This window comes from Bradyrhizobium lablabi (genome assembly GCF_018131005.1).
Taxonomy (GTDB): Bacteria; Pseudomonadota; Alphaproteobacteria; order Rhizobiales; family Xanthobacteraceae; genus Bradyrhizobium; species Bradyrhizobium lablabi_D.
Genome location: NZ_JAFCJK010000012.1, coordinates 131,495 through 152,165 on the forward strand (window position 1 = coordinate 131,495; position 20,671 = coordinate 152,165).

The 20,671-nt window shown below is 61.2% G+C and carries 17 protein-coding genes; 8 read left to right on the forward strand and 9 right to left on the reverse strand.

Annotated elements, in window-relative coordinates; translation table 11 throughout:
• Positions 1–8: 8 nt before the first annotated feature.
• Complete coding sequence (locus tag JQ553_RS29470) at positions 9–728, reverse strand: DNA-3-methyladenine glycosylase I (protein ID WP_212503563.1); 720 nt, start codon at positions 726–728, stop codon at positions 9–11.
• Between the two features lie 149 nt (positions 729–877).
• On the opposite strand from JQ553_RS29470, the gene radC reads away from it, so the two are divergent.
• Positions 878–1,591, forward strand: coding sequence for a RadC family protein (gene radC / locus JQ553_RS29475; protein WP_212503564.1), 714 nt, complete (start codon positions 878–880; stop codon positions 1,589–1,591).
• A gap of 68 nt (positions 1,592–1,659) precedes the next feature.
• On the opposite strand, the gene JQ553_RS29480 is transcribed toward radC, so the two are convergent.
• From JQ553_RS29480 to JQ553_RS29490, 3 genes are all read right to left on the reverse strand, one after another.
• Positions 1,660–2,214 carry a flavin reductase family protein gene (locus JQ553_RS29480; RefSeq protein ID WP_212503565.1) on the reverse strand — a complete coding sequence of 185 codons (555 nt, stop codon included), beginning with the start codon at positions 2,212–2,214 and terminating at the stop codon, positions 1,660–1,662.
• Between the two features lie 170 nt (positions 2,215–2,384).
• On the reverse strand, positions 2,385–4,784 hold the full coding sequence (locus tag JQ553_RS29485; protein WP_249144657.1) for a mechanosensitive ion channel domain-containing protein: 2,400 nt from the start codon (positions 4,782–4,784) through the stop codon (positions 2,385–2,387).
• 557 nt (positions 4,785–5,341) lie between these two features.
• Positions 5,342–6,508: a patatin-like phospholipase family protein gene (locus JQ553_RS29490; RefSeq protein ID WP_212503567.1), complete on the reverse strand. Its 1,167-nt coding sequence runs from the start codon at positions 6,506–6,508 to the stop codon at positions 5,342–5,344.
• A gap of 168 nt (positions 6,509–6,676) precedes the next feature.
• Between JQ553_RS29490 and JQ553_RS29495 the strand changes: the two genes are divergently transcribed.
• The gene (locus JQ553_RS29495; protein WP_212503568.1) at positions 6,677–7,210 is read left to right on the forward strand and encodes a hypothetical protein; all 534 of its coding nucleotides are present in this window, start codon (positions 6,677–6,679) and stop codon (positions 7,208–7,210) included.
• 209 nt (positions 7,211–7,419) lie between these two features.
• Here JQ553_RS29495 and JQ553_RS29500 read toward each other — a convergent pair whose 3' ends face one another.
• Positions 7,420–8,499, reverse strand: coding sequence for an AraC family transcriptional regulator (locus tag JQ553_RS29500; RefSeq protein WP_212503618.1), 1,080 nt, complete (start codon positions 8,497–8,499; stop codon positions 7,420–7,422).
• 130 nt (positions 8,500–8,629) lie between these two features.
• Between JQ553_RS29500 and JQ553_RS29505 the strand changes: the two genes are divergently transcribed.
• The 6 genes from JQ553_RS29505 to JQ553_RS29530 all read left to right on the forward strand — a co-directional run bounded on the left by JQ553_RS29505 (position 8,630) and on the right by JQ553_RS29530 (position 15,220).
• Positions 8,630–9,166 carry a carboxymuconolactone decarboxylase family protein gene (locus JQ553_RS29505; RefSeq protein ID WP_212503569.1) on the forward strand — a complete coding sequence of 179 codons (537 nt, stop codon included), beginning with the start codon at positions 8,630–8,632 and terminating at the stop codon, positions 9,164–9,166.
• A 41-nt stretch (positions 9,167–9,207) separates the two neighbouring features.
• On the forward strand, positions 9,208–9,714 hold the full coding sequence (locus JQ553_RS29510; protein WP_212503570.1) for a YkgB family protein: 507 nt from the start codon (positions 9,208–9,210) through the stop codon (positions 9,712–9,714).
• Positions 9,715–10,021: 307 nt separating this feature from the next.
• Positions 10,022–11,902 (forward strand): ATP-binding protein, encoded by a 1,881-nt coding sequence (locus tag JQ553_RS29515; RefSeq protein WP_212503571.1) that lies wholly within the window; start codon positions 10,022–10,024, stop codon positions 11,900–11,902.
• Positions 11,903–11,904: 2 nt separating this feature from the next.
• Complete coding sequence (locus JQ553_RS29520) at positions 11,905–12,519, forward strand: response regulator transcription factor (RefSeq protein WP_212503572.1); 615 nt, start codon at positions 11,905–11,907, stop codon at positions 12,517–12,519.
• A gap of 661 nt (positions 12,520–13,180) precedes the next feature.
• Positions 13,181–14,134 carry an AraC family transcriptional regulator gene (locus JQ553_RS29525; protein ID WP_212503573.1) on the forward strand — a complete coding sequence of 318 codons (954 nt, stop codon included), beginning with the start codon at positions 13,181–13,183 and terminating at the stop codon, positions 14,132–14,134.
• A 111-nt stretch (positions 14,135–14,245) separates the two neighbouring features.
• A complete protein-coding gene (locus JQ553_RS29530; protein WP_212503574.1) occupies positions 14,246–15,220 on the forward strand; it encodes a zinc-binding alcohol dehydrogenase family protein in 975 nt (324 codons plus the stop codon).
• Positions 15,221–15,422: 202 nt separating this feature from the next.
• On the opposite strand, the gene JQ553_RS29535 is transcribed toward JQ553_RS29530, so the two are convergent.
• The 4 genes from JQ553_RS29535 to JQ553_RS29550 form a co-directional block, all read right to left on the reverse strand.
• Positions 15,423–16,091, reverse strand: a complete 669-nt coding sequence (locus JQ553_RS29535) for an ABATE domain-containing protein (protein ID WP_212503575.1) — start codon at positions 16,089–16,091, stop codon at positions 15,423–15,425.
• Between the two features lie 369 nt (positions 16,092–16,460).
• Positions 16,461–17,174 (reverse strand): helix-turn-helix transcriptional regulator, encoded by a 714-nt coding sequence (locus JQ553_RS29540; protein ID WP_312015211.1) that lies wholly within the window; start codon positions 17,172–17,174, stop codon positions 16,461–16,463.
• 372 nt (positions 17,175–17,546) lie between these two features.
• On the reverse strand, positions 17,547–19,190 hold the full coding sequence (locus tag JQ553_RS29545; RefSeq protein ID WP_212503577.1) for an ATP-binding protein: 1,644 nt from the start codon (positions 19,188–19,190) through the stop codon (positions 17,547–17,549).
• Positions 19,191–19,861: 671 nt separating this feature from the next.
• Positions 19,862–20,539, reverse strand: coding sequence for a sensor histidine kinase (locus tag JQ553_RS29550; RefSeq protein ID WP_212503578.1), 678 nt, complete (start codon positions 20,537–20,539; stop codon positions 19,862–19,864).
• Positions 20,540–20,671: the final 132 nt, after the last annotated feature.

The following is a 20,671-nucleotide window of genomic DNA, read 5'->3' on the forward strand; positions in this document are numbered from 1 at the left end:
CGGCGCGATCAATAGTCGCTCCGCGTGCGCTCGACGATCTCCTCGGGCGTGTGGTTTTCTCCGATCGACATCGCGCAGATGCGCGAGATGTGGGTGTAGGGCAAGCCGGTCTCATCGGCCCAGGCGTTGAACTGTGCCTGCACTTTCGCGAGATCCCGTTTCGACTTGACTTCCTCGGCGATGTCGAGGCCGGCATCGCGCAGGCAGGCAACCACGTCGCGCGAGGTGACGAAGCCGTCCCACCCCATAAAGCGCAGCAGCATCTGCCCGGTGTTGCCGCCGAGCCGGCTGCCGCGCTTGGCGAGCAAGTCCAACAGTCCGACCTCCTCGGAGGACGGCCACGCCGCGAGGAATTTGCCAAAACTGCCGTGCTCGCGCGCGATCTCCTGCACGAAACGGCCATTGTCACGTACCGACATGATCTTGGCGCCGTTGCGGACTATCCTGGTGTCGCTGGTCAGCTTCTCCCAATATTCGTCCGGCTTGAACGCAAGCTTGGCAGGCTGAAAGCCAAGGAAGGCCTCCTCGAAGCCCGGCCATTTCGCATCTATCACGCTCCAGGCAAAGCCCGCGCAAAATACGCGTCTGGTCATTTCGGCAAGCACTCGGTCGTCGCCCAGCTTGGCCAGCGCCTTCGCGCCCGCGACCGGCCGTAACAGCTTCTCCAGCGCCTTCGGCCCGCCCTTGCGCTTCTCGGCGCGGGCACGGATCGCTTTGAACGGGGTCACATGAAACACCTTTCTCGATGCCATCAACAAATGCCAGAAGCAGGGAGGAACGGTAATTCGGCTGTCCGGCCAAGGCAAACCGCTATGGCCTACCGATGCGCCATCATCCGCTCTTGCAAAACCCGCCGGGCACGGCATGGTTGCACTTGATGCCCGCCGAAACCCGCGACAGCAAGGACGATGCCGACGAAACGCCGCATTATCACGGCCATCGCGAGCGGCTGCGCGAGCGCTTCTATGTCGCCGGCGCCGAGGCGCTGAGCGACTATGAGCTTTTGGAGATGGCGCTGTTTGCCGCCATCCCGCGCCGCGACACCAAGCCGCTCGCCAAGGCGCTGCTCAAGAGATTCGGCTCCTTCGCCGAAGTCGTGCATGCGCCCGTGGCGCGGCTGCGCGAGGTCGAGGGTATCAAGGACGCCTCGATCAATCAGCTTAAGTTGATCGCGGCGGCGGCCGGGCGGATCGCCAAGGGCGAGATCCGGCGCAGCGTTGCCTTGTCGTCATGGAACGATGTGATCGACTATTGCCGATCCGGCATGGCATTCGCCGACAAGGAGCAGTTCCGCCTCTTGTTCCTCGACAAGCGCAACCAGTTGATCGCCGACGAGGTGCAGCAGACCGGCACCGTCGACCACACCCCGGTCTATCCGCGCGAGGTGATCAAGCGCGCCCTCGAACTGTCGGCCACCGCGTTGATCCTGGTACACAACCATCCGAGCGGCGACCCGACACCGTCGCAGGCCGACATCCAGATGACAAAGGCGATCGCCGAGATAGCGAAACCACTCGGGATCGCCGTGCACGATCACATCATCGTGGGCAAGACTGGCCATGCGAGCCTTAAGGGGATGCGGCTGATCTGAGACTTCGCCGTGGTCCAGCCGGCAAGTCGTTTCGCTCCCGGTGCGCGGGGCGAAGCGAATGGCACCGATCAGGAGAACTCGTTCCAGCTCAGCCGGCGGGCGTCGATGTCGCCGAGCGACACCGCATCGCGGATGTCACGCACGCTGTGGAAGCCATTGCGCAGATAGAGCAGCGGATCGACGGCCGTCGCCGCGCGGACGTGGCGGACTTCGCCGATGAAGACCGAATGGGTCCTGGTCTCCAGCTCCTGCGCCAACGCGCAGTCGAACGCGGCCACCGCATCTTCCAGCACCGGCGCGCCGCTCGCGCCTGTGGTCCATCGCCCTAACGCGAAGCGATCGTCACCGTTGACGCCTTTCTGGCCGCTGAAGGTAAGCGCGAGCAGCGCATGCTCCTCGCTCAGGAAGTTGATGACGAAATGGCGCTCCTCGCGAATACGCGCATGCGCGCTCGCGTTACGGTTGACGCAGACGAGCAGCGACGGGGGATTGTCGGAAAGCGAGCAGGCCGAACTCACCGTCAGTCCGGTCCGCTGTCCGGACTGGGCGCCAACCGTCACCAATGCAACGGCGCCCGCGCATTGGCGCATAGCCTGCTTGAAACTCTGTGCATCGACCGTCATTCCGATCTCCGTGCCGACAATTCGCGCTCCCAAGATAATCGGCAAGAGGCACGAGGCAAGCCCCGCACCCTCGGCCAATGGACGAGTTCAAGCACGTCCGCAGCCTCAGGGACGAGAATTGACTGGCGAGAGAGAGAGCCGCGCCGCCGCGGGCGCCCCGGCCGGCGCGACTACCCCGCCGCGCGGCGAGGCATCGTATTCGAGTCCGGCTCGGCGGGCGCCGGAATCTGCATCAGAATGGTCTGGCTTGCGGACGCGACCTCGATCCCGTTTTCCTGGAAGCGCCGCTTCATGCGGCGGTTGAACTCGCGTTGCACCGGCCAGCGGCCGCCATCGGTACAGCGGATCTGGCCGACGATCGTCACCATCGAGCCGTCAACCTTGTCGACACCCCAGAGTTCGAGATCGCCCCGGATCAGCGCGCGATATTCCGCCTCGCGGCGCATTTCGGCGACGATGTCCTTGAGGATCTCACCAGCACGGTCGGTGTCGGCCTTGTAGGCCACGTTGACGCTGACGGACGCGTTGCCGACGCCGCGGCTAGCATTGGTGATTGTCGTCACCGCGCTGAAGGGCACGACATGCACCGAGCCGTCGCCGGCACGAAGCCGCATGGTGCGGATCGAGACGTTCTCGACCGTCCCCGTCAGGCCCGACACCGTGACACTGTCGCCGACCTGCACGGTATTCTCCAGGAGCAGGAACAGCCCGGTGATGAGGTCTTGCACCAGCTTCTGCGAGCCAAAGCCGATCGCAATGCCGACGATACCGGCGCCGGCCAGCAGCGGCGCGACGTTGACGCCGATCTCGCTCAGCGCGGTCAGGCCGACCACGGTGACGATCAGGCAGAACAGCGCCGTGCGCAACATCGGCTGGAAGGTGCGCAGCCGCGCGGCGCGGGCAAAATGCCCCTCCCGGGAAAGCGTGTTGATCTGGCGGTCCATCAGCGCGTTCGCGACTTCCCAGATCGCCGCCGCGACCAGTGCTGCAATACCGATTGTCACCACCGCCGAGATCAACCGGCTGCCAATCTGGCCGCCATAGAACCAGACGATGGCGTCGACGCCCCAAACTTCCAGCAGCGCGACGAAGCCGATGAAGGCGATCACCGACGAGACGATCCTGCGCAGCAGCGGCAGATAGCGGTTGGCACGCGCTTCCAGCCCCGGGAAACGCTGTAAGATATCAGGACCGATACGGAAGCCGCGGTCGATCAGACTCAACACCACGATCGTGATGACGCGCGTGACCAAGAGCACCGCGAGGGTACCGACGAAATATTGCAGCAGCAGCGAATAGCCGTTGCGGATGTTGAGAGCCCACACCCCCCATAGCGCGAGATCGAGCGCGATCGCAAGAACATGCCACAGGCCGGCGATGCGGTTTCGGATCCTTGCAGCGACACCGACGCGATCTGCCGGCGCGCGTATCGCGTCGGCGACCTGGCGGCGGCACTGCAGGATGATGACGACAACGAAGAGATGCACGATCAGCATCACCAACCGCAACAGCGCCCCGTATCCGGCGCGATGCAGGCCGAGCAGCAACGCGACATTGGCAAAGGCGATGCCGGAGACCCCAACGGCGACGATGCGCCGTGCCCATATCTCGATATAGGCCGCGGTCTCGCCGCGCATGCGGAACAGGCCGAACGGTCCGGTCAGCGCCCGCACGGCGCAGATCATCACGCGCGACAGCGCATAGGCGTTGACGATCGCGAGGATCACGAGCCTCACGGTCGGTTGATCGCCGATCTCGGTGCCGAGCACCATTGTGGCGACGCCGACGAACGCAATGACCGGCAACAGCTCGAGCACAAGCCGACCGAGCACAAAGGGCAGCCGGATCAGCGATTGCCAGACCCGCGCCAGGCTGAGCCGCCGGCGATGCAGTTCGGGCTCGGGGGTGACGTCGGTCACCGAGGATGGCGGGCCGGCGATGGCAAGCGCCTGCACCGGCGCACGCGCGGTTTGCGGCAGGCGCGATTCAAGCAGCGCGACCGGCCGCTTGATGACGCGGAACACCACCCACTCGGCCGCGAGCGCGCATCCGAACACCAGCGCCAGCTTCCAGGCGATATCGAGCAGCTGACGATAGGCCGACGGGTCATTCGCGGTGCGCACGAACCAGTAATAGAACGCCGGGAAATGCGTCAGCGTCCGCGCCACGTCGGTGACCTCGCGCGAGATCTCGCCGACCTCTTCGGACACCATGAGCAGGAGCTGTGCGCCGAGACTGTCGGCGGTGAGGGGAATCGCGGATTGCGGTTCCGGCTTTGGCTGCGGTGAGGCAGTGGCGATGGCGCGCAAGGTCTCGATGATTTGCGCGCGCTTCTTTTCATCCTGCAGCGTATCGAGCGCCTGCCTCGCCTGATCAGGCGTCAGAGCATCGGCGGCCTTGGCCTGTGGAGGCGATTGCGGGACGCGTGGCTGGGCGACGGCAGGAGAGATGAACAGCGCGAGGGCGAACAGGATCGCTTGCGACAGTCTGTACGACACGATGGCCTCTTTCAAAAAACAATTGCGCGACGGCAAGCCCGGGAACCAGGGTTGCCTTCGCGCTCGCTTCATGTCGAATTTTCTTTTTCGCCCCGATGATGTGTCAGAAGTTTGCCGCTGCGGCGGCGTTCTCTTGGCATTTCCGGAGGCCCGCCGGTCATACAGATGTCGCAAGCAAACCTGCGCGAACCGATTTCGATCTTCGTAGCGTCCCTCGGTGACGGACGGCACTCGAGCGCAACATCGTCGCAAGAGCCCTCTAGTCGCGGCAATTCAGCAAAAGCACCCTCGGCTCGCATGGGCTAGGGTACAATCCTCAGTGCTCCTCCCGCTCCCCTCGCGGGCCACTCTGGCCGGTCGACAAGCGACCGGCCAGTTCTTTTTTTCGGCATCCCGTCATCGGTGCCTCGGGGTAATTTTGAAGCGCTAGGATTGCAGCCTGATGGTTGTCGCGAGTGCGTCTCCACGCCGCGCTTGCAAATGCGCTTCCGGCGAGAACACAGCAAAGAAAGACGCCGGAAAATCATGAAGCGATGTTGATTGAAGCTTCCAAGGTCCATCGCAGACCGGCCCGGTCGCATCACCGGGGCGCGACCGGACAAGGTTGGATCGCCATCACGCCTTGGATGCTATTCGGCCGCGAGTGCTTTGTACTCTGGGGCCTCGTGCAGGACGATCCCCGACAGCGGATCGAACTGACCGACCCACGGTTCCCGCCGGAGCACCGCTCTGGTGTCAGCGTAACCGGCTTCCCAACGGTGCCTGATGCCGGTCGAGCTGAAGTCGACGTCCTTTGTGTAGTCGTCGTGCGCGAGTTGGGGGGCGAGCAGCTGAACGATGTGCATCCGGGTCTGGCAGGCATAGCTCAACATTTCCCTGACCTCGGGCTTGCCGAGCTCAGACGGCGGCAGGTACGCAGCAAGCTCGTTGATGACATGCCGCAGCCGGTGCGTCTGCTCATGGTGCGTGATCTGGCTCGCAACCCGGCTGGAATATTGAACGTCTTTGTGGCGGTTGAGCACTTCGGCCATGGTGGTCGGCTCGGCGCCCACCGGATTCCAGAGGTGGACGGTGAAGATGAGCGAGTCCTTGCGCGGGTTGTCGTCGAGCACGACCTCAGTCGGGGTGTTGGAGAGAATGCCACCGTCCCAATAGAGCTCACCATCGACGCGTACCGGCGGAAATGCCGGCGGCAGCGCGCCGGAAGCCATAATGTGCTTCACGTCGAGCCGACAGTGGCGGCTGTCAAAATATGTCATCTGGCTGGTGCGAACGTGCGCGGCTCCGACCGTCAAGCGTGGCGTCCCCTGATTGATGAGATCGAAGTCGACAAGCTCTCCCAACGTCTTCTCAAGCGGCGCGGTCGTATAGAAACCCGCCTGGTCGGCACCGAGCGGGAAGCCTTCCCCAAAATGGGCCAACGGATTCGGCGTGAAAAAGCAGGATATGCCGCGGGCAAGCGTCGTCCAGTAGGACCATTTGCGGTCGAAACCCGGAAACAGGCTCTGAAGGTACGTCGGATAGGTGCTCTGGACCCTGCTCCAGAATTCCTTGAGGCGCGGCAGTCGATCCTGCGGCGCGTTTCCGGCGATGAGGCTGGCGTTGATCGCGCCGATGGACGTTCCGACAATCCAGTCCGGTTCAATGCCCGCTTCCTGGAGCGCCTGGTATACGCCGACCTGATAGGATCCCAGCGCACCTCCTCCCTGCAGCACCAGCACGATCTGGCCGGGCAATCCCTTGAACGCGCCGCGCGACAAATCCGAAGCGCTGCAAGATTTCGTAGCTGGTTGCATTTGGGGCCTCCTGTTTGCCCTTGCTCAAATTTGCCCGTCGCATCCGATCCAATGTCCCGACGAGGCGCTGTCAATCATCACCGATGGCACGTGCGGCACCATCTATCACAGCCAAGTAAGACGCAACCAGCAGCATATCGAGACGTCGTGTGGTTATGATTACGAGACTTGCGCTGCCGTCATTGCATCTTCGCGCAGGAGATAAATGGGGATGCCTCCTACGAACTTGCCAGCGTTCGACGCCATGATGAGACGAACGAGCAGTTCTTCGAGACCGGCCGGCCTTCAGTGATTTCTACCGGGCCGTATGTTGGCGCCTACCGGAGTTGCTCATCCCGAGCCTCACGAAAAAGGAGTGTCGCCATGTCTCGCACCTCGATCACGAAAAATTTGATCGGCTTGACCGTCGCAGGCTTCGTCTCGATTGCCCTGCTGTCTCCTGCAAATGCGTCCTATCAGCAGAGCGGCACCATCGACCAGTCGGCCCGAGCGACCTCGGATCAGGCCGGTGCAGGGCGCACCAATTCTGAGAATCAGGCGATCGCACTGACCTCGCAACTGCCCTGGCTTGCTCCGGTCGGTCATCGGCAGCCGCGCGAGGCCGATGTGCCCCAGGAAGACAAGTTGAGTGCATGGGAGCGCGAGCAGCAGAAGCTCGACGAAGAACTGGACCGCAAGCTGATCATTTGCCGCGGATGTTGATCGGATGCACAGCGGCCACACATGCGGGGCATATGATTGCAAATCATCGCCCGGCGCAGCGGGCGCCGGGACGGGTCTTCAACCAACACAAACGGTCCAAAGCGCGATGAGCATCATCATCGCGCTTTAGCTTTTGTCGAGCACGATCCGGCACGAAGGCTTGGCGCGTGTAGCAGGCAAAAGCCCTCTACATCTCTTCAGATCATGCTTCAGGCGACATCTCGGCGCGATCGTTTCCGCGCCGCCAAGGGGATGGGCTGCTGCCCTTCCGACCGCCGCTCGCGAGGCGAAGCCGATTCAGCCGTGTCCAGCAGCTTGATGTCAGCGGGGACCGCAGGGCCTTCCATCATGCCCTGCGCCGACACGCCCTGGGTTTTGCGCCACTGCGCCGGAGTGATGCCCACGTGGCTCTTGAAGGCACGCTGGAAGGCCGCCTCTGATTGATATCCGACCGCCTCCGCCACTGCGCCGGTGGAGGTCGACGACCGCTTGAGTTCGTTTGCCGCCAGCGTCATCCGGATGCCGGTCAGGAGATCGGCGGCAGAACGCCCGAGCTTCTCCTGGAATTGGCGAGCCAGGGTTGCCCGCGACATGTTGCAAAGGCGAGCGAGCTCCGGCAGCGACCATGCGCGTTCAGGTTCATTGAACATGGCGGCCACCGCGGGCGCGAGGCGCGGATGTCCCGCCAACGCAAGCAGACCGCGCGGCGCATCGTTGGTCTCGCTGGCGAGCCGCAGCACAAGCGCAAACATCGCCGTTGAGAGCGCATTCAGCATCGCCCGGCCGCCGAGATGGTCGTCTGCGCTTTCGCCGCGCATCAGCGAGACGAGGCCGGCCAGCTGAGTGCCGGTGTCCTTTTGCCCGGCGCCCGCGCCGGCATGCACGACAAGCCGCGGCGGCAGGTAGCTGCGCAGCAGCCGGTCGTGCGGAGGAGCGATCGAGAAATGCCCGCACAACAGATCGAGCCGTTCGTCCGATCCCATATTTTCGCTGATCGTGAAGTTGAGGGACGCGCGGTCGCGCGCCGGCAGCGGCGAAGCTCCGCTGCCGTCGTGCATGACGTGACGCGGATTGCCGGGGAGCAAAAGAATGTCGCCGGCCGTCAATCGCAGCGGCCGGCCGCCCGCCGGATTCTCGAGCACCGCAGAACCGGCAAGCAGGACATGGTACGGGATTTCGTCCGACTTGCCCGGTCCCTGGTCGATGCGCCAGGGCGCGCCATAGCTGCAACGCAGGTCAAGCCGCCCGCGTACCGGCATCATTTCGAACATTCGGCTGAGCCAATCCATGGCGACCCTATTAGAGTAGATCAGCGTGAGACGAAACAACATATACTTGAGATAAACCGACATTTAAAACATATCTCGAACTTCATATCGATACTCCGCATCGTTCACCTGCCAACGAAGGAGTATCACAATGTCTCGTCTTTCAGTCCCGAATCTCGAAGCCGATACCGGTCCCTCCGGTCAGATCTATGCTCAGATCAAGAAAGTCATCGGCAGCGTTCCGAACACTTTTACGGCAATTGCCGCCCACGGTCCCGCCGCGCTGAAATCGGTTCTTGCCGCTGACGCCGTTCTCGCATCGGGCAGCCTGACAAAGCGCGATCAGGAGACGATCAAGCTCGTCGTGAGCGAAGCAGCGGGCTGTGACTACTGCGTTGCAGCCCACGGTCATCTCGCCAAGCTTGCCGGGCTCAAGCCGGAAGTGGTGAAGCAGATCCACGACGGCCAGTCCAGCGGTGATGCCAAGCGCGATGCGCTTGTCAGCTTCGTCCGCAAGCTCGCGAAGACCAGCGGCACCATCAGCGACGCCGATTTCGCCGCCATCAAGGCCGCCGGCTACACCGACACGCAGTTGGTGGAAATCAGCCTGGCATTCGCAACCACCGCTTTCACCAACGTGTTCAACCGCATCAATGACACAGAGGTCGACTTCCCCGCGGTCGCGTAAGGCGACCGCGCGTCGAACCTTGAAATGAAAGGATCACGATCATGACAACGACCACTTACACCACGCAAAACCCGATCGTCCGCGCCCTTGAGGCGTCCGGCCTGCTCGCAGACGATCTCGACTATCATGTCGTCCGCGCGTCGATGGTGATCATGTTCTTCTTCTTCGGCTACCAGAAGTGGTTTCCGTATGAGTTCGAGCGGCTGGACCCCTTCATCAGCAACGGACCTCTGATCTGGTGGCTCTATCCGCTGTTCGGCCACGCCGGCGCGAGCTATTTCCTGGGCGTCTCAGAGTGGACGTTCGGGACTCTGCTGCTCGCGGGCTTCTGGGACAAGCGGCTCGGCATTCTCGGCGCCCTCGGCTCGACCGGCACCTTCTTCGCAACGGTCACGATCATTCCGTTCATGCCGGAAGGCTGGGACGTCGCCGCGGGAGGCTTTCCTGCCATGACCGGCAACGTGCCCTTCCTGATGAAGGACGTGGTCCTGCTGGCCGTGTCGTTCTACCTGCTGAGGCAGGACGTGGTTCGGCTGATCGGCCGGTAAGACCTCGGTTTTATCACAGAACACGACAACTCGCCGGCGAGCGTGAAGCTCGCCGGCGAGTTGCTTTATGCGCGCACGAATCGCAACTCGAACGGATCGCCCTCTCGCGTTATTGTCTAGCGCACAGGTGCCAACAAGGCGCCGCATCACGTCAAGTTTACTGAAGCCGGATTGAATGGCTGGCATTGATGCGCTCATGTTCCTCAATCGGTTATCGGACCCGGTTCCGATCAGGGACGATCACTCGTCTGAAGGCAAAGCCAGGATCGCGTGATAGACTATCGGCAGCAGATCGGAGCGGCGATGATTGGTCGCGCCGCCGCGGGATAACTTGTCAAGTTCCCAAAATCCGGTTACACGTTTTGCTGCGTGCGAAATTCAGCACGGAGTGACTGCCTGCCCGGCCGCGTTTCGGGTTTACCGGCACTCGCAAGAAGTTAGCTGCAACTGCATTTGCCGTTGGCCGACGGCGCTCCAAGAGGGCCTCGGTGTCAATGCAGGATCGATATCCTGCAGGCTCGATCGGGTTGAGAGAAGTCTCGCAATGAGGCTCGATGACGAACCGCACGAACTGGAGCTGATCGCCCGCGCATTTCAGACGATATCGAGGGAGACCAGCTATCAAGGCCTCGCCAGGGCGCTCCTCGAACAGGCGCTGAGCCATTCGAAGGCCGAACGCGGCGGAGTGTTGCTGGCTGCCGGACGCGAGCTGCTCGACGCGGCGGACGGACGCTCTTCCGGCGAGAAGGCGGAGCTTTTCGTGTCGACTCCTCCGGGTGCGGAATTTCAAATGCCGTCAGATCTCAGCGAAAGGGTCCTGGGTCAGCGCGAAACGATCCTGCGCCAGACTGGAGGCGGGTTTTCGGCGATGGTCGATCCGCTGGCTCCTCCGGCGCGAGAAATCACTCAACTGCTCGTCCCCCTGGTGCATCAAGAGCGAACCATCGGCGTGCTCTACCTCGAGTCCTCGCCGGAGTGCGCAACCTTCACGCCAAAGTGCGTTTGGGTGATGTCCATGTTCGCTTCGCAGGCGGCAGTTTCGTTTGAATCCGTCCGCCTGTTCGAGGCCCTCCACGAAACCAACACGTGGATGATCAGGGGCCAGGAGATCGGCCAGATGGGCAGCTATCGGTGGAATACAAGAACGCTGCTCTCGCGCGGCTCACGCGAGGTCTACCGGATTCTCGATCTCGATCAGGTCAATCCGGTGCCCTTCCAAACGTTTCGGGATCGAGTGCACCCGGACGATCTCCCGGGATTGGAGCGAGCGCTCGAGCAGGCGCTGAGCACGCGATCTCCATTTGGTCACGAGTACCGCGTCGTGCACAGGAACGGCACGATCCGCCACGTGTTGGCGGTTGGACAGTTCGATGTGGGGCCTACCGGCGATCTCGAACTTGAGGGCATTATCACTGACGTTACGGCGCAGAAGGCAGCCGAACAAGCGCTGGCCGATACCCGGGCCGAACTTGGGCGAGCAGCGAGTCTGGCATCGCTCGGCGAAATCGCAGGATCCATTATTCACGAAATCAACCAGCCCTTGACAGGCATCCTCTTGAGCGCCGAGGCCTGCCTGCAATGGCTCGGGCAGGATCCGGCAAGGCTAGGCGAGGCTATCAAATCGGCCGACCGCATCATCAAGCAGGGCTGCCGGGCGGATAATGTGATCACAGCTCTGAAATCCCTGGTGCGGCATACGCAGCTAAAGCTCGCTCCGGTGGATATCAACGAGGCCATCGAGGAGGTTCTGCTGCTGTCGAAAAGAGAGATGGAGCTTGGCGGCGTTACCCTCCGCACCGATCTCGATCGCGCGGCGCCCAAGGTCGAGGCCGATCGCGTTCAGCTTCAGCAGGTGATCCTGAACCTCGCCCGCAATGCCATCGAGGCGATGGCTGATATCAGGGTCCGAGCTCGCGTTCTCACAGCCAGTTCGGCGGCCGCGAGCGACCACGTGTCCGTCAAGATCGCCGATACTGGCGTCGGCATAGATACTGCGACGCGAGACCGCATCTTTGACGCGATGTGCACCACGAAGAAGGATGGTCTCGGCCTCGGTCTCTCGATCTGCCGCAAGATCATCGCTGTCCATGGAGGCCGTCTATGGGTGGAGGAAAATACGATGCCCGGCACGACATTCACATTCATGCTGCCGATCCGCCAGCGCGTGCAGATGTCAGTGAGAAATTGAGCATGTCGTCCGCGGCGTTCGTTCACATCGTTGATGACGATCTGGCGGTCCGGGAATCCCTCGGCGACCTGCTTCGCTCCGTGGACTATGAAGTGGCGTTGTACGGATCGGCGGCCGAGTTTCTGAAGGTCGAGCTGCCCGACGCACCCGCCTGTCTGGTGCTGGATGTTCGTTTACCCGGCACGAGCGGGCTGGAGTTGCAGGAGTATCTGAAGAGCGTCGATGTGTACCTGCCTGTCATCCTGATGACGGGCTTCGGCGACATTCCCATGTCGGTGAGAGGGATGAAATTGGGCGCGATCGACTTCCTCACCAAGCCCATACGCGATCAGGATTTGATCGACGCGGTGGCGACCGCGATAAAGATCGACCAGGAGCGGCGCCAGGACATGGCGCAAGTTGCAGTCCTGCGGGAGAAGTATGAACTGCTGACCGCGCGAGAGCGGCAAGTCATGGCTCTGGTCGCATCCGGGCTCATGAACAAGCAGATCGCAAACGAGCTTGCGATCAGCGAAGTCACGGTCAAGATGCACCGTGGCAGCCTCATGCGAAAGCTTGGCGCGAGGTCCGTGGCGATGCTGACGAGGATGGCGGAGACCCTCGAGATCGAACCGTAAGAACGTGGCTCTCGCTCGACAGGCGCTCTCGATGCAACCCTGCAAATAGTGTTCCCATACCAAGGTATGGGCCGGGGCATCACAACCGAGATATTGTTAATACGCTCGGACGAAAGCATGTTTCCCCTGCGTATTGTGTGCCGTTCGGCACAGAGGGCTTTCAAACCCTTGGGGAAGCAAGGTCATGCATATCTGCTCGCTGCCGTTTGACCGCTGCTTCCGCCTGCAGAGGCCGGACCCCGCTGGCGTGCTTTGCCTTCACGGGAAGCAATTTGACGCGAGTTACTTACCCGGCTGCGTCGAGAGGAGTGTCGTCTGATGGATACTCCACGCCAGAATGCCACCGTTGCCCGAGCACCGCTAGCAATCAGCGATGCCGGTCAACGGCGGTCATCGGGGCGTAGCAGAATGGACGCATTCGGCGCGGCGACCAGCGTTCGACTTTTCAAAATCGCACGAACTTTCTCAATTAGAACGATCAACAGAACATATTTGCCGGAGGTCGTGTCGAACTAATCGGCTCGTCGCCGGGGCACCGTTAGCCTCGGGCCAAGGCAGCATCGATGGCTTCAGTCCGAATAACTGCGAACGCCCACGAGAAATGCAGAATAGGGATACAACGATGACAACGTGCCCACCTAGTTCAACCCAGGGCGGAGTGATGCAGCGAGACAGCGGCCGGTTTTCTGCAGGTTTGGCACTGGCTCGATCGTTGCCCCCTTCGGATCCACTGCCTTCGCTGGCCGGCAGTCTGTCCAATGCGACCGTTCAAATCGCACCTTCCACGCAGGTCAAGCGTCTTGGCACCGGTTTGCATTGGTGGTTCTCCGAAAGCATCCATGTTCCGACCGGGACCAAGATCGAATTTCGTTTCCAGGGTCCGAAGCATTTACTCGTGCTGTACAATGAAGGCGTGCGCCGGAGCGGCGAGACCACGATCAACGGTGTCCACTCATCAAAGCTCCGCAGTCTGGTGCATAAACTCACCTTTGTGCCCGCAGGATGTGCCTATCGCGAATCGCAGGAGACCGCAGCTTCGACCAGAGTGACTTTCCTCTACCTCGACGCTGCCGTGCTCCACAATTCAGATGATGATGACAGCGCCTTGTCGCCTCGAATGTATTTCGAGGATTCACTTGTTTGGGAAACAGCTTCCAAATTGAAGAACACGATCGAGAGCGGTCATGCGAGATGTCTTCCTTACCTGCAGGCGCTCTCCGGCGTGCTCGCTCATGAACTGGCACGCGTAAAGAGCGATGCGGCTCCCGAGCCGACAGTCAATCGCGGCGGTCTTGCCAGTTGGCAGAAGCGCGCCGTCGCCGACTACATCGAAGACAATCTGGGAAAGCAGGTTTGCCTTCTCACCCTCTCCGACTTGGCGCGTCTCAGCCTGCATCACTTCTGCCGGGCCTTCAAACAGTCGTTCGGAATTCCACCGCACCAATACCAGGTACAGCGACGAATGGAGCTCGCCAAGCTGCTGCTGGCCGATCAGAGAACTTCCGTAACGGACATTGCGTTGAGCCTTGGCTATGCCCAGACGAGCTCATTCAGCACCGCTTTCCGAAAGACCACCGGGTGGACGCCTACGGTCTATCGACGAGAATTCAAGTAGTTCGGACGACCAGAGACGACCTTCCCAGGCCTCGGATGCGATCGGCTCGCGCGCCAAGACCAAGGGAAGGCACAGGGGCTGGAACATCATAACGATGTGATGGAGCGACCGATGCGCGCAATCGTCCTGGAGAAGTTCGGCGGTCTCGACAGCCTTGTCATCAAAGAGATTCCGGAGCCAGAACCCAAGGCCGGGCACGTCGTCATTCAGGTCAAGGCGTTCGGAATCAATCACGCCGAGCTGCATATGCGTCGCGGCGAGTGGGCGGAAGCAGCCCCGGTCAGCGGCATCGAATGCGTCGGCATCGTCAAGTCGTGCCCAGGCGGAGAGTTTCCAGTTGGCGCGAAAGTGGCCGCCCTCATGGGGGGATTGGGCCGCACGATCAACGGAAGCTATGCCGAGTATACCCGCGCGCCCGCATCCAACGTCGCGTTGATCGAGGCGGATCTTCCCTGGGCCGAACTCGCGGCAATTCCCGAGACCTACGCAACCGCCTGGACGTGTCTATTCCGCAATCTGGCGATTGAGAAGGGACAGCTGCTCGTCATCCGTGGTGCAACATCGTCGTTTGGACAGGCCGCGCTCAAGATGGCCGTGAACGCGGAGGCCCGTGTGATCGCCACAACACGCAGCCGCGATCGCTTTGGCATGCTGGAAAAGCTGGGCGCAGAGCGCTGCGAGATGGAACGGCGGGACCTGTCGGCGCATATCGCGGAAGCAAAGAAGATAGACGCGGTGCTCGATCTCGTGGGCAACACCGTCATGCTGGACTCGCTCGCCATGCTCCGCCGTGGAGGCCGTTCATGTCTCGCTGGATGGCTTGGCGGACTCGACCCAATTCCGGACTTCAATCCGCTGCTGCAAATGTCGAGCGGCGTCTATCTGACGTTCTTCGGGAGCTTTGTGTTCGGAACGCCTGGATTCCCGCTTTCCGATGTGCCTCTTCAGAAGATCGCCGCGGACGCCGCGGCTGGCCGTCTCAATGTCAAGCCAACGCGGGTATTCCGCTTTGAGGAGATACGCGAGGCCCACCGCGTGATGGAGGCCAACGAGGCACGAGGCAAGATGGTCGTGGTCCACGATTAGAGTGCGTCCGCGCACATCGCCGAGAGCCGCGCCTTCAGCTGACGATGGAGCGATTTTCGCGGAAGCAGACCAGGCGGGCTCACTTTTTCAGCAGACGGGCACGATGCACATGGCAGACGGCCGGGAACAATGAAGCGCGGGAATCCCGAGGCGGCCGTTGGATGACGGAATCCCGCGAAGCGAATCGCCCGCACTGTCGTCTTTACCTGCGGGCGCGCAGGACTCGTTCGCGATGAGCGGCCTGTTTGGCCCTGTTGCCGCAAACAGCCATGGAACACCAACGACGATGATGTCCACGTGTTCGATCGAGGAAAATGATCGTACACTGAGGGCCTTCACAGGCCTTCACATGCTGGAACTCTTCTTCGCATACGAGTTGCGCCATCGCCTTGGCAATTGGCAATAGCAGGGTATCGGGCGATCGCCATCGACGCTGACGCTTCCAGACCAGGCCGTGAACCAGTGGAACTACGTGACCGTTCCTCTCCTCCGGCCTTTTCCGCCCCCCGTCGCGCGAGACGACTTGGCCAAATTCCTCGTCCCTCGCAAGAACACGATTGAGCGGCTCCAGTTCCTGGAGAGCTTTGGGCTTCAGCGACTTGCCCTTGTGCGCTTTCACGAACTGGCGAAACCACTCGCGCAGCTTACGCGCCTGCGCGGCAACCGCATCAAATTCGCCGGGGACGGCCGTCTTGCGCAGCTCAGCTACGACCTCGGGAGGAACGAAGCGCGCTTCCAGCAGCCACGCGATGAAATCCTCGCCCGATCCTATCCATTCGACCTCGACATCGAGAGGAATTGCTTTTGAATTCAAAAAATCCAGGCCCGGAGAATCCGCAACAAAAAGCGGCGCGGGACGCTGATCAGCCATGGCAATCACCCCTGCAACTCTTCTGACCAAAGTAACCGGCCAAACCGGTTTTTGACAAGTTAATAACTAAACAATAACCGGCGAGGTTGCATGCGCGGACCTCGGTACCGGTGATGGTCGGAGCCTTGGAAACGGAGAGACAATTGGTTGCTGGCGCAAGCATCCCCCGCGCTTGGCTGATGCGCGATTCGCACAGGGGCAACCGATGAGAGTCAGCCAGCAGACCGGGAGAATTCAATCGGCAATCCAGGCCTCCGTGAAGGCGACCAAGGAACACCACGGCACCATCGGGGGCTGACGGAAGTCTCGTCGACAATTGCCACCGTCAACGCCCCTTGCGCGGCTCGATGCGTGGCCGCGCTATTCTCGTCACCGTCTATCGTTCGACTTGATGTTGGCGGCGAACAGAGCTGTTTGGGTCCTGTTTTCGAAGCCCAGCTTGCGCATGATTGCCGTAGTCTGTGCCTTGACGACAGCCAGCGACACCCCGAGGGACCGAGCCATCTCCGCATTGCTCGCCCCCTCGGCAAGCAGCGCGAGCACCTTGAGCTGGCGATCGGAAAGCCGGCGCAGCTTGGCGAGGTCCGCGGGATTCTGCTGAGCAGTCCCTGATCGAGCATTGTCGCGCAGGGAGAATTCGTGGCTTATTGAGCGATGCACGACCTCGGCGAGAGCTTCTCGCATCTGCTCGATGATATCCCAAGAGACGTTGGGGGTCGAAATCCCCTGCGACAGAGAAGACACGTCGAAATGAAAGATCGCGCTTCGACCCTGCACATCCGGAACGGGAAGGGCCGCCATCATGATGCATTTGCGCCGACCGTCCGCGCCTTGAATGTGAACAAGGGCCGCGAAGAACGGCGCTTCGCGCGCCAGGACCTTCTTCAGTCCCCGATACAGAACCACGGACTCCAGATCGGGTGAGAGCCAATATTTGAGAATATTGCCGCGCCGGTCAGGGTACCCCGGCGGAAGAGCATTACATGTCGCTGCGAATGTCCAACCCTCGCTGACTTCGAGAATTCGTCCTTCGTGATCGACCAGACAGGCACCTATTGTGGTAGCCCGCAGCAACGAATCCACGTAGCTCAATTCACGTTACCTTTGGCTTATCGGGCCGCAGTCGGTCCGCGCTCGCCCGCGCAAAGCCTCTTCCGCGAATGCGGGGTGGCTCAAACCAGGTAAACCGACGTTCAGGCTCTGTTACAGATTACGACGCGCCGTCAACGACACACCAGCATTCCCGCAGCAGAGTCACGAGAGACGGCGCGGCCACACGAACGATTGCGCCGTGGCCGCGAACGTCGCGGGGATGAAAAGCCGACCGCTACCGACATATGTCCCGGCCTCTGCGGCTAGCTTGAGATATTGATTCGATTTGCGTGTTATGCGCGTCCGCGATTGCTTCGGATTTTTCTGTTTTGACGCATTTGTCGACAGATACGGGGCCGCGGCTCAACTGGCGGCCAAACGGTTCGGACGAAGCGGAAGCGTGAATGCGAACGTCGCGCCGTGCGCCGGGCTGTCCTCCACCCATAGCTGCCCTCCATGCACTGTGATGATCTTGCGACAAATCGACAACCCCAGGCCCAGGCCGCCTGCCTTGGTGGTGTAGAGCGCGTCGAAGAGACGCCTCTTGCCGTCTTCATCGAAGCCGACGCCGGTGTCGCTGATCCTTACGCAGACGTGATCACCGGCCTCGATCGAGGAAACAGTCAAAATGCGGGCCCGGCCATCGACGGAGTTCATCGCTTCGATTGCATTTCGCACCAGGTTGAGCAGCACCTGTTGGATCTGGACCTTGTCAGCTTTGACCATGGGCAGGGTTTGGTCGAGCTTGCTGCGTAGCGCAACCGCAGATTGCTCAAGATCGCGCTTCAGGAGGACGAATATCTCCTCGATGGCTTCGTTTATCTGGACGTCGGTCAGTCGGAACTGGGCCTCCCGCACCAGGGTTCTGAGGCCGGCGACGATGTCGCTCGCCCGATGCACCTGCTCGATCACGCGTGACACTGATCTGCTCGCCTCCGCCAGTCCTTCCGGACTCCGCGAGAGCCAGCGAACGCAAGCCTCCGCACTCGTGATGATGCCGGTCAGCGGCTGATTTATCTCGTGGATGATCGAGCCCGCAAGTTCGCCGACGGATGCCAGGCGAACCGCTCGCGCAAGTTCATTGCGCGCGTCCAACAGTGCCCGTTCGGCGGCTTTTCGCTCGGTGACATCAGTGACGATTCCGTCCATCTCCATGTCGCCGGTCGGGCTGATGGCGAACCGTCCCACAGCGACCACATTCACCGTCGTACGATCCCGTTGCACGACCCTGTATTCATGATGGAAGGGAGACTTCGTCCTGACCGCCTGCATGAGCGCGCGAAGGACGCCGGCAATGTCGTCCGCGTGCACCCGGCTTGTGAACACGTCGAACGGCACCGGGTTCACATCCCTGTCTATATCGAAGATGCGGTAGCATTCGCGCGACGCGCGGGTGAGCTGGGTGCGCGTGTTCCACCGGTAGCTGCCCATCCGACCGATCTGCTGACCCTTGATCATCCACAGATTGGTCTCGCGAAGAGCCTCGATCAGCTGTGCAGACTCGAAGGAAATTGCGGCCTGCGACGCCAGCATGGACAAGACCGAGATGCACCCCGACGTGAACCTTTCCTGGTCTCCATCCGATTCCAGATACAGCACCCCGATTGTCCGCTCTTGATGGATCAGAGGCACACATAGCTGGACCACGTGCCCATCGAACGAGCGTTCCGCCGTATCGATCATTGCGGACCTGGCAGAGATATCCTGCCTGACGACAATCTCTTGTCGCGTGAGCACCTTCTCACTGATTTCGGCCGACAATTGAAAGTCGCCGACCGGGGGTTCGGACGCAAAGAACCTCGCCTTTTCACGCGGGAAGCTTGCGTCGGCCTTGGCGAGCAGCTCACCTTCTTCGCTCAGCAGCACCGCACCGCGCGACGCCCCCGAATGGTTGAGTGAGGCCTTCAATAGCGCCTTGGCCAATCCTTCGAAGCTGATTTCCTTGGATATTCCCTGCAGCGCCCTGGAAATCGATTCAATCTCTGTGGTGTTTTTGTCGAGGATCATCGCAAGACGTTCCCATCGATATTACCACCGGCCGAGCAGATTTTTGGCGACTTGCAGCCAAGCTCATTCGCTGCTCCCGGACCCCGCGTGGACGGTCGACGGCGGAGCGCGCCACACCGTCCGTCGACCTTGATAACCTGACTACCGACTTTATCAAGTTACTTCGTCGAAGATCATCATTACAGGTTCACCAGGCTCAGTCGCGCAAATTTTGGAGCGGCGCACTTGTCGATTTGCAGGCCTCCGGCGCGGTTGAGCAGTCGCAAGATTTCATAGCCTGATCGAATATCTTGTTCATTACCCTTCCGACCCGTGGGTCGTGATGTGAACGAAGCGACCGCTTGGTAGTTGACCCAACCGCAATCGAGCGCACCGGGCAATTGTAACGGCCTCAGCACTTTCGACGAAGGGCCTGCAACGACTACGGCGGCGCCGCCGCGAGCGCCTCCGACAGGGTATGGAAAGGTTGGCCGACCGCAGCCGGCACTCGTTGACCTGCCACTCGGCCGGGTGGGAAGCCGCGCCGGTCGCCGGATTCACACAGCGTCCCCCGCCCCGCGTCGTCCGGGCCAGAACGGGAGTCGATGGGGCTCACGAAGGTCATCGCGACCGCACGATGGCGCGGTCGTCTTGGTTCAGGGCGAAGCACCCCACATGCCAAACGGCCAAGGCTATGAAAAGTTTCTCCGCCGTGCCGTGGATCGGTCTACCATCACGAGCAAGCGGCAGACGATTCCAGCCGGATCGAACTCCATACTCACCTTTGCCGCGGGTATCGCTTTGGAGAGCATACGCAAGCCGAAGCCTTGCCTCTTCGGCTCTCTCACCAGCGGGCCCCCGCGCTCACGCCACTGCACAGCAAGCACCTCACTATCAGCCGCGGGGAGCAGGTCCCAGAAGACTTCGACAACGCCGGATGCGGACATCAGGGCGCCGTGCTTGCAAGCGTTCGTGGCGAGTTCGTAGAAGATCATGTTAAGAGCCAGCGCAAGTCGCGGCTGGAGGATGATGTTGGGACCGGCGAGAAGAATGCGATCTCGCGAGAAGGCCGCGTGCGGCTTGAGCGTTCGCTCGAGCAGCCTCTCAATGGAGATGCCCTCTTGCGCGCGCTCGATCACGCCGTGTGCATCCGACAGGATTGCAATCCGCTCGGTGAGAGCGACGCGGTAGTCATCCGCGGTCCCCCCCTGTGTGTTGTTCACGAGACATTGGACGACGCTTAGCAGGTTCAGTATCCGATGCCGAAACTCCTTGACGAGAAGGTCGAGCGGCTCGTCGCAACCGGAAACCGATATGTCGTCAGACAGAATAGTGGCTCCATTCTGGAAGCCGTTGAAGCTTTGTCTCATAGGTTTACCCGGGTTCGATCGGTTAGCAGCCGCGGCAGATGATCAGCCTTTTGTCAAAGGACTTCGACTGCACCTTCTGTATCTCGTCGAAGTCGGTGATTTGCCGTTGGACTTCTTTCACCTCCCTCGAAT

Coding starts and splice junctions, on each gene's coding strand:
- radC (WP_212503564.1), top strand. CDS start 878: ATGCCCGCCGAAACCCGCGACAGCAAGGACGATGCCGACGAAACGCCG.
- JQ553_RS29480 (WP_212503565.1), bottom strand. CDS start 2,214: ATGACGGTCGATGCACAGAGTTTCAAGCAGGCTATGCGCCAATGCGCG.
- JQ553_RS29485 (WP_249144657.1), bottom strand. CDS start 4,784: ATGAAGCGAGCGCGAAGGCAACCCTGGTTCCCGGGCTTGCCGTCGCGC.
- JQ553_RS29490 (WP_212503567.1), bottom strand. CDS start 6,508: ATGCAACCAGCTACGAAATCTTGCAGCGCTTCGGATTTGTCGCGCGGC.
- JQ553_RS29500 (WP_212503618.1), bottom strand. CDS start 8,499: ATGGATTGGCTCAGCCGAATGTTCGAAATGATGCCGGTACGCGGGCGG.
- JQ553_RS29505 (WP_212503569.1), top strand. CDS start 8,630: ATGTCTCGTCTTTCAGTCCCGAATCTCGAAGCCGATACCGGTCCCTCC.
- JQ553_RS29510 (WP_212503570.1), top strand. CDS start 9,208: ATGACAACGACCACTTACACCACGCAAAACCCGATCGTCCGCGCCCTT.
- JQ553_RS29520 (WP_212503572.1), top strand. CDS start 11,905: ATGTCGTCCGCGGCGTTCGTTCACATCGTTGATGACGATCTGGCGGTC.
- JQ553_RS29525 (WP_212503573.1), top strand. CDS start 13,181: ATGCAGCGAGACAGCGGCCGGTTTTCTGCAGGTTTGGCACTGGCTCGA.
- JQ553_RS29530 (WP_212503574.1), top strand. CDS start 14,246: ATGCGCGCAATCGTCCTGGAGAAGTTCGGCGGTCTCGACAGCCTTGTC.
- JQ553_RS29535 (WP_212503575.1), bottom strand. CDS start 16,091: ATGGCTGATCAGCGTCCCGCGCCGCTTTTTGTTGCGGATTCTCCGGGC.
- JQ553_RS29545 (WP_212503577.1), bottom strand. CDS start 19,190: ATGATCCTCGACAAAAACACCACAGAGATTGAATCGATTTCCAGGGCG.
- JQ553_RS29550 (WP_212503578.1), bottom strand. CDS start 20,539: ATGAGACAAAGCTTCAACGGCTTCCAGAATGGAGCCACTATTCTGTCT.